General features: G+C 71.3%; 15 protein-coding genes. 7 read left to right on the forward strand and 8 right to left on the reverse strand.

Translation table 11 applies throughout. The features are described from left to right. Window positions 1-6: 6 nt before the first annotated feature. Window positions 7-1056, forward strand: a complete 1050-nt coding sequence (locus ACZ63I_RS28120; RefSeq protein WP_469341935.1) for a DMT family transporter — start codon at window positions 7-9, stop codon at window positions 1054-1056. Here the strand turns inward: ACZ63I_RS28120 and ACZ63I_RS28125 are convergent. After that, window positions 1047-2378 (reverse strand): aminotransferase class I/II-fold pyridoxal phosphate-dependent enzyme, encoded by a 1332-nt coding sequence (locus ACZ63I_RS28125; RefSeq protein ID WP_469341936.1) that lies wholly within the window; start codon window positions 2376-2378, stop codon window positions 1047-1049. The genes ACZ63I_RS28120 and ACZ63I_RS28125 overlap by 10 nt on opposite strands. Before the next feature lie 23 nt (window positions 2379-2401). Here ACZ63I_RS28125 and ACZ63I_RS28130 point away from each other — a divergent pair, with 23 nt between their 5' ends. After that, window positions 2402-3091, forward strand: coding sequence for a pyridoxamine 5'-phosphate oxidase family protein (locus ACZ63I_RS28130; RefSeq protein ID WP_469341937.1), 690 nt, complete (start codon window positions 2402-2404; stop codon window positions 3089-3091). Between the two features lie 10 nt (window positions 3092-3101). Then, on the forward strand, window positions 3102-3788 hold the full coding sequence (locus ACZ63I_RS28135) for an FMN-binding negative transcriptional regulator (RefSeq protein ID WP_469341938.1): 687 nt from the start codon (window positions 3102-3104) through the stop codon (window positions 3786-3788). Between the two features lie 29 nt (window positions 3789-3817). Here the strand turns inward: ACZ63I_RS28135 and ACZ63I_RS28140 are convergent, their stop codons facing one another. The 3 genes from ACZ63I_RS28140 to ACZ63I_RS28150 all read right to left on the reverse strand — a co-directional run bounded on the left by ACZ63I_RS28140 (window position 3818) and on the right by ACZ63I_RS28150 (window position 6748). Next, complete coding sequence (locus tag ACZ63I_RS28140; protein WP_469341939.1) at window positions 3818-4768, reverse strand: DMT family transporter; 951 nt, start codon at window positions 4766-4768, stop codon at window positions 3818-3820. Between the two features lie 362 nt (window positions 4769-5130). Beyond that, window positions 5131-6126, reverse strand: coding sequence for an EamA family transporter (locus ACZ63I_RS28145; RefSeq protein ID WP_469341941.1), 996 nt, complete (start codon window positions 6124-6126; stop codon window positions 5131-5133). Window positions 6127-6211: 85 nt separating this feature from the next. Continuing rightward, window positions 6212-6748 carry a peptidase gene (locus tag ACZ63I_RS28150; RefSeq protein WP_469341942.1) on the reverse strand — a complete coding sequence of 179 codons (537 nt, stop codon included), beginning with the start codon at window positions 6746-6748 and terminating at the stop codon, window positions 6212-6214. Between the two features lie 222 nt (window positions 6749-6970). Here ACZ63I_RS28150 and ACZ63I_RS28155 point away from each other — a divergent pair, with 222 nt between their 5' ends. After that, on the forward strand, window positions 6971-7165 hold the full coding sequence (locus ACZ63I_RS28155; protein WP_041991834.1) for a hypothetical protein: 195 nt from the start codon (window positions 6971-6973) through the stop codon (window positions 7163-7165). A 76-nt stretch (window positions 7166-7241) separates the two neighbouring features. Here ACZ63I_RS28155 and ACZ63I_RS28160 read toward each other — a convergent pair whose 3' ends face one another. Then, window positions 7242-7853 (reverse strand): PadR family transcriptional regulator, encoded by a 612-nt coding sequence (locus tag ACZ63I_RS28160; protein WP_041991832.1) that lies wholly within the window; start codon window positions 7851-7853, stop codon window positions 7242-7244. 149 nt (window positions 7854-8002) lie between these two features. Continuing rightward, entirely contained in the window at window positions 8003-8569 is a 567-nt protein-coding gene (locus tag ACZ63I_RS28165) for a TetR/AcrR family transcriptional regulator (RefSeq protein WP_469341943.1), read from the reverse strand. Window positions 8570-8654: 85 nt separating this feature from the next. On the opposite strand from ACZ63I_RS28165, the gene ACZ63I_RS28170 reads away from it, so the two are divergent. Then, window positions 8655-9080, forward strand: a complete 426-nt coding sequence (locus ACZ63I_RS28170) for a nuclear transport factor 2 family protein (RefSeq protein ID WP_469341944.1) — start codon at window positions 8655-8657, stop codon at window positions 9078-9080. Window positions 9081-9208: 128 nt separating this feature from the next. Continuing rightward, the gene (locus tag ACZ63I_RS28175; protein WP_469341945.1) at window positions 9209-10039 is read left to right on the forward strand and encodes a PhzF family phenazine biosynthesis protein; all 831 of its coding nucleotides are present in this window, start codon (window positions 9209-9211) and stop codon (window positions 10037-10039) included. Between the two features lie 181 nt (window positions 10040-10220). Here ACZ63I_RS28175 and ACZ63I_RS28180 read toward each other — a convergent pair whose 3' ends face one another. After that, a complete protein-coding gene (locus ACZ63I_RS28180; protein WP_469341947.1) occupies window positions 10221-11021 on the reverse strand; it encodes a CPBP family intramembrane glutamic endopeptidase in 801 nt (266 codons plus the stop codon). Between the two features lie 163 nt (window positions 11022-11184). Between ACZ63I_RS28180 and ACZ63I_RS28185 the strand changes: the two genes are divergently transcribed. Next, on the forward strand, window positions 11185-12954 hold the full coding sequence (locus ACZ63I_RS28185) for a substrate-binding and VWA domain-containing protein (protein WP_469341948.1): 1770 nt from the start codon (window positions 11185-11187) through the stop codon (window positions 12952-12954). A gap of 3 nt (window positions 12955-12957) precedes the next feature. On the opposite strand, the gene ACZ63I_RS28190 is transcribed toward ACZ63I_RS28185, so the two are convergent. Continuing rightward, entirely contained in the window at window positions 12958-14472 is a 1515-nt protein-coding gene (locus ACZ63I_RS28190) for a glutamate-cysteine ligase family protein (protein WP_469341950.1), read from the reverse strand. Window positions 14473-14754: the final 282 nt, after the last annotated feature.

Below are 14754 nucleotides of genomic sequence, written 5' to 3' on the forward strand. Positions count from 1 at the left end.
TCTCGCTTGTTCTACGAGGTGTCAGCCGCCATCGTTACCGGCATGAGCATCGCCCTGCCGCCTCGCCGCAAGTCAGCCACCCCGCCGGCCCGAGCCACCCAGCCGGGGTCGGCCACCGCACCGACTCGACCGGCCCTCGACTGGCGTATCCGGTTCGGCGTGCTCTCGCTCATCTGGGGCTTCAGTTTTCTGCTCATCAAGGTCGGCACCCATGGCTTCGCGCCCTTCCAAGTCACCTTCGGCCGACTGCTGTTCGGCACGGCGGTGCTCGCCGTGGCCCTGGCCGTACGACGCGAGCGGCTGCCGCGCGGCGGGCGCACCTGGGCGCATCTGACCGTCGCCGCTCTCCTCCTCAACGCGCTGCCGTTCTCGCTCTTCGCCTACGCGGAGCTGACGATTCCCTCGACGCTGGCGGGGATCTGCAACGCCACGTCGCCGCTCTGGGGCATGGTCCTGTCGCTCGTCGCCCTCTCCGAGGACCGGCCGACCCGGCGCAGGGTGGCGGGGCTCGGCCTCGGCTTCCTCGGTGTGCTGACCGTGCTCGGCGCCTGGCAGGGGTTCTCGGGACTCGATGTCACCGGTACGGCGATGGCCCTGCTCGCCTCGCTCTGCTACCCGATCGGCTGGATCTACGTACGCCGCACGCTCGGTGGCAACGGCAGCTCGCATCTCGCCCTGTCGACCAGCCAGTTGCTGCTCGCGACCGTGCAACTGGCGGTGGTCCTGCCGTTCTTCACGAGCATGCCGTCGTCGCTCCCGGTGGGCCCGCTGCTGGCGGTGGTCGTGCTGGGCGCGCTCGGCACGGGCTTCGCGATCCTGCTCCAGTACGGCATCGTCGCCGAAGTGGGCCCGACCACAGGCCAGATGGTCACCTACTTCATCCCGGTCATCGCGACGGCCGCCGGTGTCAGCCTGCTGCACGAGCCGCTGAGCTGGAACACCCCGGTCGGTGCGCTCGTGGTGGTCGCGGGCGCCGCCCTCACACAGAGCCGGCGCAGGGCGCCCGCCGCCCGTACGGCAGCCGCCTCCCGTTCGACCGGCGCGGATCAGCCGTAACTGCGCGCCTGCACCGGGCTCGCCGCCGCCGCTACGGCGTCGGCGAGCGGCCCGATGTCGGCGTCCGACAGCGGCGATACGGTCAGCCGTACGCCCTGCGCCGCCGAGAGCCGGAAGCGGGCGCCGGGCGCGACGGCCCAGCCGGCGTGCAGCAGCCGCGCCACTGCTCCGGTCTCGTCCGCCACCGGTACCCAGACGTTCATACCGCTGCGGCCGTGCGCCGCGACGCCCCGCTCCGCCAGTGCCCGTACGAGTGCGTCGCGCCGCCGCCCGTACGAGGCGGCGACGGCCGGCACGTCCACCGCGCCCGAACTCCACAGCTCCACGACGGCCTGCTGCAGAAGTCTGCTGACCCAGCCGGGTCCCAGCCGCTGACGCCCCGTCACCCGGTCGACGGTCAGGGCGTCTCCGGTCAGTACGGCGACGCGCAGGTCGGGGCCGTACGCCTTCGACGTCGAGCGCACGAACACCCAGCGGTCCGTGACACCGGCGAGCGGATGCAGCGGGAGGTCGACGATGGCGTGGCCGTGGTCGTCCTCGACGAGGACCACGTCGGGACGGGCGGCGAGGACGGTCCGCAGCTCGGCGGCGCGCCGGGCGGAGACGGCCGCGCCCGTCGGGTTCTGCGCCCGGTCGGTGACGACGACCGCCCGGACGCCTTCCCGCAGCACGCGCGCCAACTCGGCGGGCAGCGGCCCCTCGTCGTCCAGGCCCATCGGTACGGGGCGCAGCCCCAGGGCCGGGACGAGATCCAGCAGACTGCCCCAGCCGGGGTCCTCGACGGCGACGGCGTCGCCCGGCCGCAGGTGGGCGGCGAGCACCCGCTCGATCGCGTCCAGCGAGCCCGATGTGACACCGACGGGTCCTGCGGGCACCCCGTCGGCGTCGAGTCCCGCGCGGGCGAGCCGCGCCAACTCCGCTTCGACCGGGGCCTGTCCGTAGAGCCCGGGGGCGCTCTCGTGGCGCAGCGCCGCGGCGGCGAGCGCGGCGCGCAACGACGGCAGCAGGGCGGGATCGGGGTTGCCCTCGGAGAGGTCCCGTACGCCCGGCGGCGCGTCCACCCGGATCGAGCCGCGGACCGTACTGGCCGGGCGGCGGCGCACGCTGCTCCCCTTGCGGCCCGCCGTCTCGATCACCCCGCGCTCCCGCAGGGTGCGGTAGGCGGCGGCCACCGTGTTCGGGTTGACCCCCAGATCCGTCGCCAACTCCCGCATCGGCGGCAAGGATTGGCCCGGGGCCAGCTCCCCCGAGCCCACCCCGCGCTCCACACTCGCCGCGATCTCAGCTGCGCGCCGACCAACGATCCGATACTCTCCTAGCACAAAGAAGATTATGCACTAGTGCAATGGAGAGCACAATGCAGGATCCCACCGGCTACCCGCCGACCGCGCGCACCGTCCCCACCCGCTCGGCGAAGCGGGCGTCCTACGACCGCGAGTTGGTGCACGCGATACTCGACGAGACGTACCTCTGCCATCTCGGCTTCATCAGGGACGGCGCGCCGGTCGTGCTGCCCACGCTCTACGGGCGGGTGGGCGAGCGGCTGTACGTGCACGGGTCGACCGGCTCGCGCCCGCTGCGGATGGCAGGCGCCCGGCAGCCGGAGGACACCGACCCCGGTCTCGCCGTGTGCCTGACCGTCACCCATGTCGACGGTCTGGTGCTGGCGCGCTCCGCCTTCCACCACTCGATCAACTACCGCTCCGTGGTGGTGCACGGCGTCGCGCACCAGGTGACCGACCCGGAGGAGCGGCGCGTCGCGCTCGACACGATCGTCGACCATGTCGTACCGGGCAGGTCCCACGACTCCCGGCCGGGCAACGAAAAGGAGCTGGCCGCGACCGCCGTGCTCAGCCTCGATCTCCACGAGGTGTCGGCCAAGGTCCGTACGGGCGGACCCGGCGACGAGCCGGAGGACGTGGCGCTCCCGTACTGGAGCGGTGTCGTACCGGTGCGGCGCGGTTACGGGCCGCCGATTCCGGCGGACGACCTCGACCCGGCCATCGCCGTGCCCGACTATCTCACCGTCCTCTGAGGAGCCCGCCGTGCTGATCCATCCCTGGGACGCGCCGCAGGACGACGGCGTCTGGCAACGGTGGCTCGCCGCGCACGACTTCGGCCAGCTCGCCGTCAACGGCCTGCCGGGCGAGGCGCCTTACGTCCAGCCGCTGCACTTCGCCTACGACCCGGAGCGCGGGCCGCACGGCGAGGTGCTCACGCATCTCGCCCGGCCCAACCCGATATGGCCGGCCGTCGAGGCGTCCGCACAGGTCCTGTTGAGCGTCGTGGACGATTACGTGTACGTCCCGGGCCCCTGGCAGGCGCCGGACGACACCCCGTCCGAGCACGGCACACCCACCAGCTTCTACGCGGCCGTGCAACTGCGCTGCACCGCACGCCTCGTGGACGACCCGCAGGAGAAGGCCGACCTCCTCAACGCGCAGGTGGGCCACTTCCAGCCGGACGGCGGCTCGGCGCGCGCCGCCGTCGGCGAGGCACCGTACGGCAGGATGCTGTCCGGGATCCGGGGGCTGCGGCTGGAAGTGACCGAGGTCCGCGCCAAGTTCAAGTACGCGGCGCACAAACCGGACGACGTGAAGGAACGCACGGCGGCCGGGCTGCTCGCCCGCGGCGGCCCGCGCGACGCCGCCGCGTACGACCACCATCTGCGCCACCGGACGCCCGGCGCCCCGCAGGACGGCGCCCCGCAGGGGGCTGCCCCGCAAGGCTGACCGGGCGCCCGGCGCGACCTGATGGACCGTCAGACGAGCACAGCGGCCCTGCGCCGGGCCGCGGCGCCCCTGGCCTCGGCGACCGCGAGCCCGGCCACCGCAGCGAGCAGCAGCAGGGTGCCGGCGACCGTGGCGCCGGTGAGCCGTTCACCGAGCAGGGTTACGGCGATCACCGCCGCGCTCACCGGCTCCAGCAGCATGATCACGGAGACGGTCGCCGAGCGCACGACTCCGGCGCCGGCGAAGTACAGCGCGTACGCGAGGGCGGTGGGCACCGCCGCCACGTAGACCAGCAGACCGACGACGTCCGGCAGTTGGGCGGTGTGCGGCAGCAGCCCCTCGACAGCCCCGAGCGGCAGCAGCGTGACGGTGCCGACCGCACAGGACCAGGCCGTCGTGGACAGCGGATCGGCGCCCCCGCCGCCACGGCCGAGCCAGCGGGTGAGCAGGGTCATCGCCGCGTACCCGGCCGCCGACAGCACCGCGAGCGCGATCCCCGCCGGGTGTACGTCGCCGCTGCCGCTGCCGCCCAGGACCAGCACACCGAGCCCGCCGAGCGCCCCGGTCACGGCGAGCAGCCCGCCGCCGCCCAGCCGCTCGCCCATGGTCAGCCGGGCGCCGACCGCGATGAACACGGGCCCGGCGCCGAGGGTGACGACGGTACCGACGGCCAGCCCGGTCAGTTGGACGGCGCCGAAGTAGGCGGTCTGGAAGACGGTGAAGCAGCAGCCGCTGCCGAGGATGCGCAGCAGCCTGCGCCCGCGCGGTTCGGCGGCGGTGGCATTGGCCCTTGCCCTGATTCGGCGCGGGCGCAGCGCCAACGCGCCGAGCAGCAGGGCGAGTCCGCCCGCGCAGCGCCAGAAGGAGAGCGCGAAGGGACCCATGTCACTGATCCGGTAGACCAGGGAGCCCGCGGCGCCGGCCGTGCCCCAGGCGAGACCGGCGACGATCAGAAAGGACAGACTCCGCCCCACGCGCACGTCGGACGGGCCGACGGCGGCGGAGCCGGAACCAGAAACGGAAACGGAAACGGAAACGGAAACGGAAACGGGAGAAGACTTCGACACGTGACAACTCCGTGAGAAGAACGGTTGGTTGGTCGCTCAGCTCCGTCACGCGGGCAGCGACGAACCACCCGGGGCACCCGCACCATCGGCGGTCCCCGGTCCGGTCTTCGTCAGCGGATGGCCGCCCGCGCTGGGTCGTGTCCGCGAAGTCTCGTCCGGCTCGCGATGCCTGGCACGCACGCTCGCGGCGTTGCCCAAAGGGCGGACGACGATACTTCGCGGACACTCCCTATGCGGCGGGAGGCGGCAATACGGTCAAAGCCATGATCCGCAGCCTAGGCGGTCGGCCCGGCGGCGGACAACCGCTCGCCGCGAGCCTCGTCGGGACCGCCCGGCGCCGGACCCTCCGGCGGATCCGACGGCGGCTCGGGCGTGGTGGACTGGGCGACGAAGGCGCCGACGAGCACGACGGCGCCGCCCACGATCTGCGGCGCCGACAGATGCTCCCGCAGCAGCACCCAGGCCAGTACGGTCGCTATGACCGCCTCCAGACAGGCGACGACGCCTGCCACCTGCGGCGAGAGCCTGCGCACCGAGACCACACCGGTCATGTACGCGAGCACGGTCGCGACCAGGACGATCCAGCCGACCAGCAGCGCCCCGGCGATCCGCGTCCCGCCCATGTCGGCGCTGCCGCCGAGCAGCGACCAGTCCATGCCCCACGGCCGGGCCACGACCGTGAGCACGAGCGCGCCGACGAGCAGCCCGTACGCGATCACGCCCATCGGGTGGGCCGGTTCTTCGCCGTCCCCCGCATGGTCGGACAGGACGAAGTAGCCGACCTGGCAGCACGCGGCGCCGAGGGCGAGCAGCAGACCGACCGCGTCGAAGCTCAGTCCGCTCCAGATCTCGACCACGCAGGCGAGCCCGCCGACGGCGAGCACCACACCGACGGCCGCCGCGCGGCTGACCGGCCTGCGCTGCACGAAGCGGACCCACAGGAGCACCAGGGCAGGGGCGAGGTATTCGACGAGCATCGCGACCCCGACGGGGATACGGGAGATCGCACCGAAGTAGAACGCCTGGACCCCCGCGACGCCCAGCAGCCCGAAGCCGGCGAGCAGCGCCGGCCTGCGGGTGACCAGGGCGCGATGGCGCCAGGCCACCGGCAGCATGACGAGGGCGGCGCCGGCGACTCTGAGCCAGACCACGGAGAGCGGGTCGAGCCCCGCCTCGATCAGCGGCTTGGCCGCGACCCCGGACCCGCCGAACGCGAACGCCGAAACCAGGGCGAGGCCGAGACCGGCGTTCCTGCGCTGAGAGACATGCATGGCGTCATCATGACAGTCGGCGTCAGGAGCAACACACCGGTGGCACCTGTCGTAGCGGTCACGCCGAGTGCGCCGTGACCGCGCGTCACACCTGCGGGCAGGCGCAGGCCAGCCGCCAGGCGAGGGTCCGGGTGTCCACCCCGGCCCGTTCGAGAACCTCGACCGCGCGGCAGACCGGGTCGGCGGCGAGCGCGGCCAGCAGATCCAGTCCGCCGGCCTGCGGGTCACCGCGCCGCGCCGCGCGCTCCAGGGCGCCGTCCATCGCGGTGCGGGCGGCGGGTGACCAGCCGGCCACCGCGGGGCCCGGCCCGGTCACGACGGGCCCGGCGCCCGAGTCCTCGACCGCGCCCTGCCAGCGCAGCCCGTAGCCGATGCTGCGCTGCACGAGATAGCCCAGCACCCGGGCGACCTGGGGGCCGCTGTCGAAGGCGTCGCGCACCTCGGGGTCGGACTCGACCAGCGAGTGCAGCAGATGGGCCGTGTCGATCTGCGCGTCCCCGTCGCGGTGCGCCCTTCTGCGCGCGCCCGAGACCACCGAGGCCAGTTCCACGGTGAGACGGGCGTCGATGTCGGAGCTGTTCGGTGCGGGCTGTCCTGGCACCTGCGGGGTAGGGCTTTGCACACTCCCACCTCATCAGTCGCACATAATTGCCGCATCCCCGCCGGGAAGCATTCGCCGGTCCCACCGAAGGTGGGCACAGGCATCCGGCTTCTCCTCCTTACGAAGGAGATCGCCCCACTCCTCCCGGAGGGGAGGCGAGCCGCCTTGCCATCCGCAACCGTCACGGAGCGCGCACGCGTCGCAACGTACGACACCGAGACCCGTTGCCGCAGGGGGGCGCCGATGTACTGGATGGTGGCCCTGCTCGCCGAGGACGGGCTGCAGTACGTCTACCGCGTGTACGCACCGGCGGAGGCGCTGCGGGGCGATGTGTTCTGGGCGGCTTTCCTCTGCCATGACGAGGGCCCGCACCCGCGGGCGTCCGACTGGTTCGACTCGGCGGTGTTCTGGCGGCTGCGGACGGCCGACCGCACGTAACGGCAAAGGGCCTGTCCGGCGGTCAAAGCCGGACAGGCCCTCGGTACGCACTCGTCTCACCCATGGCGGCCGACGATCACTCGTCGTCGCCGGCAAGGATCAGATAGAGCTTCTTGCGTGCTTCGTTGGTGACGGCGAGCGCCTTCTGGCGCTGCTCGGGCGTGCCGGTCTTCCAGACCTGCCCGAACGCCTCCATCAGGCCGAAGCCCGCCTGGCGGATCTCGTTGATCGACTCCCAGTCGACGCCGCGGCCCGCCTCTTCCCAGGGGGCCTCGGGGCCGGACTCGGCCTCCGTACGCCCCGATTCGGTCAGCGTGAACAGCTTCTTGCCGCCCTCGCTCTGACTGGTGATGTGACCCTCGTCCTCCAGGAGCTGGAGTGTCGGATACACCGAGCCGGGGCTGGGCCGCCAGGCCCCACCGCTGCGCTCGCCGATCTCCTGGATCATCTCGTAGCCGTGCATCGGCCGGTCCTTCAGCAGCGCCAGGATCGAGGCACGCACGTCACCGCGCCGCGCCCGCCCCCTGCCACCGCCGCCACGACCGCGCCCGCCGCCTCCGAAAGGTCCGCCGAACGGCGGCCCGAACGGCCCGAAAGCCCCACGCCGCCCCTCGAAGCCACCCCTGCCGTGCTGGCCGGGTCCACAGTGACCCGCTTCGGGTCCGTGCTCATGTCCATGTGAACGCATGACTGCGCTCCTCTCGTCGTAGACTTATCGCGAATCTGTCGCGATGGCTCAACGATATATCGGAACGCATCGCTTGGCAAACATCTCCCGGAACTTTCCGTTGTCCCGTCTCACTCAATCGAGTCTGTCGGGCGACGAGGGCAGTGGATTCACCCCTGCGGTGCCACCAAGGCATTGATGGCCGGGCGCAGCAACGCGGCGATGTGACCCGCAGGAACCTCACGAAGCGCGGGCAGGCCGAGGAGCTGGTGGCCGATGGTCACGCCCAGCAGCGCGGTGACAAGCAGTGCGGCACGCAGTTCGGGATCCTCGGCATCGGTCAGGGCGGCACCGACGCTGTCGATCTGCCGGCCGAGAGCGGTACGGACGTGATCCGCTGCCGCCTGGTCGGTGAGCATCGACCGCATCATCGCCAGCGTGCCCTCGGGGAGACCGCCGAGCTTGAGGCCGAGGGAGTTCAGCAACTCATCGACGAGCTCGTCGGTATCAGTGGCCGTCAGCGGCGTGGGCAACGCCTGCACCGCTTGGCTGAACAGTTCACGCTTCGAGCCGAAGTACTGCATCACCAGAGCCGGATCGACGCTCGCCGCGGTGGCCACGGCGCGAATGGTGGTGCGCTCGAATCCCTTCTCGGCGAACAGCTCCCGGGCGCTGTCGAGGATGCGTACCTCGGTTGCTCGGCGGCGGTCGGCGCGGGTCGGGCGAGGAGTGGACACCGATTCACTCTACAACCGTTGACCGAGCGTCCGGCCGAACCTACGGTGGTTGGGTCAACAAGTGTTGAGTGAATGGAACAACCCCATGTCACCTCTGGAAACACCTGCTGTTCGCACCCCTCACGAGGTGCTGACCTGCTACTACCAAGCCATGCTCGACAAGTCCCCTGACGATCTGGCCGATCTCTACTCCATCGACGCGGTGCACGAGTTCCCGTTCACCTCACCCGGCTTCCCCCGATGCTTCGACGGTCGTGAGGCCGTGCGCGCCGGCTACCGGGCAGCCTGGGGCGCCAGCCCCGCCGAAGTGCGGGAGGTCAGGAGGATCGCGGCCCATGAGACCGCCGATCCAGAGGTGATCATCGCCGAGCACGTCGTGGTGGGAACGCTGCCGACCAAGGCCACCACGTTCACCGTCCCCGGTCTTCTGATACTCCACGTCCGCAACGGGCTGATCACGCGAGTCCGCGACTACATGGACAGTTCAGGAGTCGCCGGCGCCAGGGCCTGACGGCCCGACCAGTACAGCGGCAGCCCGACCCGGGACCGGACAGCACGCAGCCTGTTCGGTCCCAGATCGGGCCGCCGCCCGCGTATTGGCCTTGGCCTGCGGCTTCGCGTGCCGCCTACGCTCGGCGGATGCAGATTCGAATCGTCGACGCCTTCACCGACCGGCCCTTCGCGGGCAATCCCGCAGGGGTGCTCCTCCTGGACTCCGACGGCTTTCCCGCCGACGGCTGGCTCCAGCAGGTCGCGACGGAGGTGCATCTCTCGGAGACCGCCTTCGCCCACCCGCTGCCGCCCGGCGGACCCGCCGACTGGGCGCTGCGCTGGTTCACCCCCAGCACCGAGGTGGGCATGTGCGGCCATGCCACGCTCGCCACGGCGCACGTCCTGCACACCACAGGCCGTACGAGCGGTTCCGTACGGTTCGCCGCCCGGCCCGGGGTGCTCGGCGCCGCCGTGCACGACGACGGCACGATCACCCTGGACTTCCCGACCTCACCGCTGACGGAGGTGCCGGCTCCTGACGGGCTCGCCGAGGCCCTGGGCGCCGACGTCGTCTCGGTGCACGGCACCTCGGAGCACATCGGGGACCTGCTGGTCGAGCTGGCGGACGAGCGGACGGTACGCGCGCTCGCGCCGCACTCCCCCGACCTGAAGCGGCTGAGCCGGCGCGGCATCATCGCCACAGCGGCGGCCGAGGATCCGGGCCGCGGCTTCGACTTCGTCTCGCGCTGCTTCTTCCCCGGCGTGGGGATCGACGAGGATCCCGTGACGGGCAGCGCGCACACGGCGCTCGCCCCCTTCTGGTCGGCCCGGTTCGGGCGCGGCGAACTGACCGGTCTCCAGGCGTCAGCCCGCACTGGACTCGTCCGTACGGCACTGCGCGGCGAACGGACCCTGCTCACCGGCAGCGCCGTGACGGTCATCGAAGGAGAACTGTTCAGCTCCCCGCCCGGTCGCTAGGGCCTGTCTGACACATCCCGCCTGGCTTGCGACGCCTGGCACGCACGCTCGCCGCGTTGTCGGGCTCGTTCAGGTACGTCCAATACGACGACGACCCTCCGACCCTCCGCCTTGCGATCGCACGCACCAGACGCCGCAAGCCCCGCCCTGCGGGCGGACGGCGCTATGTGTCAGACAGGCCCTAGCCCGTCGGCAGCCAGCCGACCTTGCCCGCCAGCAGGGCGAAGCCGACGAACGCCCCGATGTCGAGGAGCGAGTGGGCCGCGACCAGCGGTCCCACCCGTCCCCAGCGCCGGTACAGATAGACGAAGACCACGCCCATCGCCATGTTGCCGAGGAAGCCCCCGACGCCCTGGTACAGGTGGTACGAGCCGCGCAGCACCGAACTGGCCACCAGCGCCGCCATCGGCGACCAGCCGAGCTGGCCGAGTCTGCGCAGCAGATACCCGACGACGATGACCTCTTCCAGGACGGCGTTCTGCACGGCGGAAAGAATCAGCACGGGGAACTTCCACCACACGTCCGGCAGTGACTCCGGTACGACGGTGAGGTTGAAGCCCAGGTTCTGGACCACCAGGTAGAACGCGAGCCCGATACTGCCGATCCCGGCGGCGATCAGCACCCCGCGGCCCAGGTCCGAGCGCGGCCGCAGCCGGTCGAAGCCGATGGCGCGCAGGCTGCTGCCCTCCCGCAGCAGCAGATGCGCGACGAGCGCCACCGGCACCAGCGCCGTGGCGATACCGAACAACTGCCAGGCGAGATCCAGCCAGGGCCGCCCAGGCGCTGCCGACGCGTTGAGCGTGGCCTGCTGATGCTTCAGCGCCTGGCTGTTCGTCACCGAGCCGACAAAACTGATCAGCGCCGATACACCGCTCGCACCGAGCGAGAGCGCGAGTACGAGCACCGTCTCGGACCGGAACATCTTCCGCGACGGGTCCTCGTCGGGAAAAGAACCGGCCACGCTCCCGGCGTCTGTCTGCACTCCTGCCTCCAGTTGTTCATTCCCGCCTCATGCCACACGCCGTGCCACTAGGGTCTCGAATACAGGTACGAAGATCGCGCACGACAGGCCGGGGGACGGACGCCGTTCGACGGCGAGGTCCCCCTTCTTCCTTGTTCACCCTTCACGGAGGGGCACCACCGCTATGGGACGTCACAGCTTGCCCGACGAGCCTGTGAGGAACACCACCAGGGACCGTCCGCCGCGCCGCCGGGGTGTCGTGGTCACCACCATCCTCGTCCTGGTGGTCGCCGCCGGAGCCGGGGTGGCCGCCCAGGCGGGGCTGCTCTCCCGCTCAGGGCCCTGCGCGGGTGATCCGGTACGGGTGGATCTGGTGGCCTCCCCGGACATCGCGCCCGTGCTGCGTACCATCGCCGACCAGGCCCGGCGCGACAAGGTCACCACGGACGGGCACTGCCTGGACGTCCAGGTCGCCGCGCGGGAGAGCTTCAAGGTCGCGGCCTCACTCTCGGACGGCGCCACCGACCCCGGCTACCAGATCTGGGTGCCCGACTCGACGCTCTGGACGGACCGGGCCAGGGGCAAGGGCAACGGCGTCCCGCTCACCCCGGCAGGCAATGTGGCCAGCTCCCCCGTCACGGTCGGCGCCGTCCCCACAGCGGCGGCCGCGCTGGGCTGGCCCGACAAGAAGTACACCTGGGCCGAGCTGACGGCGGCGACGACCGCCACCGACAAGGTGCGGCTCGGCACCGCCGACCCGGCCCGTAGCGCCACCGGTCTCCTCGCGCTCACCAGCATCGCCCAGTCCGCCCGGACCACCGGCGCGGGCAGCGACACCCAGGTCGCCGCGACGGCCAAGCTCCTCGCCCAGCGCGCATCCGACTCCGACACCCAGGTGCTCCAGACCCTCGCCCAGGACGAGTCCGGTACGGAGACCGGCAATCCGCGCCGCAACGAGGCGGTGCTGCTGTCCGAACAGGCGGCGTTCACCCACAACTCGGACGGCGACGGCGCTTCGAACCTCGACCTCTTCTACCCGACGGACGCCACCCCGGCCCTGGACTACCCGTTCAACCTCGTCGACGGCAGCAAGCTGACCACGGACCAGGGCAGGGCGGCGCTGCGCTTCATGACCCTGCTCAGCCAGAGCGCCGCGCTGCACACCCTCCAGGACCACGGCTTCCGGGCGGCCGACACCCCGCTGAAGGCGGCCATGGTGCGCACGGCGGGCGGCCGGGCCCCGCAGCCGTACGCGTCGAACGACGCGTCCCCGCCGACGGACGACGCGGTGCAGCAGACACTCGGCCTGTGGACCATCACCGTGCAGAGCGCCCGGCTCACGGTGGTCGTGGACGCTTCCGGCTCCATGGCGGATCCGGTGCCCGGCCGCAAGGGGCAGTCCAGGATGGACGTCACCAAGGGCTCGCTGCTCCAGGCCCTCGCCCAGTTCACGCCCCAGGACGAGGTCGGACTGTGGGAGTTCGCCACGAAGCTCGACGGGGCCAAGGACTACCGCGAGCTGGAGCCGACGGCCCGGCTCGGCGAGTCGGCGCCGGGCGGCGGCACCCACCGCGAGCGCCTCGCCGCCGCCTTCGCGTCGCTCAAGCCGGTGCCGAACGGCTCGACCGGGCTGTACGACACGACGCTGGCCGCCTACCAGAAGGCGCAGTCGACCTATGTGAGCGGCAAGTTCAACGCGCTCGTCGTCCTCACGGACGGCACCAACCAGGACGACCACAGCATTTCCCGCACCGCCCTGATCAGCCGGCTCAGGACGCTCGCCGACCCCCGGCGCCCGGTGCCGATGATCGGGATCGCGGTGGGTCCCGACGCCGACCGCGCCGAGGTCGACCAGATCGCCCAGGCGACCGGCGGCGCCGGCTACGAGGTGAGCGACCCGGCCGACATCCAGGCGGTGATCCTGAAGGCGGTCATGGCGGTCGGCCAGTCCTGACGGTCAGGCGCGCTCCTGGCCGGGGAAGCCGACCGGCCAGGTGTGCACCGGGTCCCCCTGGTGCATCAGCTCGCTGTAGCGGCGGGTGAGCGCGGCGAACGCGGCGTCCCGCTCAAGCCCGGCGTCCAGGGCCCGGTGGAACGTGTCCACCTGCCACGAAGCACCGTTCATCCGCCGCTTGCAGCGCTCGTCGATGATCCCGAGGTAGAGGTCGCGGTCGGCGGGCTCGATGTTCCAGGCGTCGAGCCCGGCCGCCGCCAGCGGCAGCAGCTCGTCCCGTACCAGCTTCACCACCGGTACGGAGGTGATGCCCGACGCCCGCCCGGGGCGCGGCCAGGCCAGCTCGGCCTCGATCCCGTGGCGGCACGCGGTGTCAAAGTTCTCGGCCGCCGCCGAGAAGGGCAACTGCTCCCAGACCGGCCGCTCGTCCTCCGCCAGCGCCCGCACCAGACCGTAGTAGAAGGCCGTGTTGGCGATGACGTCGGCGACCGTCGGGCCGGCCGGCAGGACGCGGTTCTCGACCCGCAGGTGCGGCACGCCGCCGGCGACCTCGTACACCGGCCGGTTCCACCGGTAGACGGTGCCGTTGTGCAGGGCCAGCTCCTGGAGGTCGGGGATGCCGCCGTCGTCCAGGACCCGCAGCGGATCCTCGTCCGAGCAGATCGGCAGCAGCGCCGGGTAGTAGCGCAGATTCTCCTCGAAGAGGTCGTAGGCCGACTCGATCCAGCGCTCGCCGAACCAGGTCCTCGGCCGGACGCCCTGCGCCGTCAGCTCGGGCGGCCTGACGTCGGTGGCCTGCTGGAACAGCGGCGGCCTGGACTCCCGCCACAGCTCCTTGCCGAACAGGAACGGCGCGTTGGCGCCGAGCGCGACCTGCACGGCGGCGACGCACTGCGCGGCGTTCCAGACGTCGGCGAAACGCTCCTGCGTCACTTGCAGATGCAGTTGTACGGAGGTGCAGGCGGCCTCCGGCGCAATCGACGACGACGTGCAGACCAGCCGCTCCACGCCGTCGATGTCGAGGGTGAAATCCTCGCCCCTGGCGGCCACCATCTGTTCGTTCAACAAGGTGTAGCGGTCGACGTCCGACAGATTCGCCGAGACGACGTCCTTATCCGTCAGCGTCGGGAGAATTCCGATCATCACGATGCCGGCGTCGACCTCGTTGGCTTTGCGGTGGGCATATCCGAGTCCGGCCCGCAGTTCCTCGGCGAGCTGATCCAGAACCCGCCCGTCCAGACGGTGCGGAGCGATATTTACTTCCAGGTTGAACATTCCCAGTTCGGTCTGGAAATCCTCGCTCGCGATGCGCTTGAGCACCTCCGCATTCATCATGCGGGGCATCCCGTCGGAGCCGGCCAGGTTCAGTTCGATCTCCAGGCCCATCAGGTTCCTGGGCTTGTCGAACCTCTCCTCGGCCAGCAGCCGCCCCAGCGCCGCGAGGCACTGCTGCGACTTCCTGCGGTACTTCTGGCGGTCGGACAGCTCACCGCCGTCCGCCGCGACCTTCTCACCCATCGAAGTGTCCTCCCCGAGTGACCGGCCGGTCGGCCCGTACTCATGTCACGGTCGATAATGCCCCCAGACGGTGATCCGTAACGTCCCGTTCACGCGTGACGCCGGGTAGACTGGTGAGAACGGTCGTACGGCACATTCATTTGGCATGCCCATTGGTATGTCACTTGGCATCGGACAGGCCCCGACGGCGGACGCTGCCCGGTCGGGCGCGGAATCGCCAACGAGTTTCGGCCGACCGCACGGGCGGTATCGGCCCAGGCCAGACGCCCGCGTTCACGATTT

It is taken from the genome of Streptomyces sp. NPDC087906, from assembly GCF_055584925.1.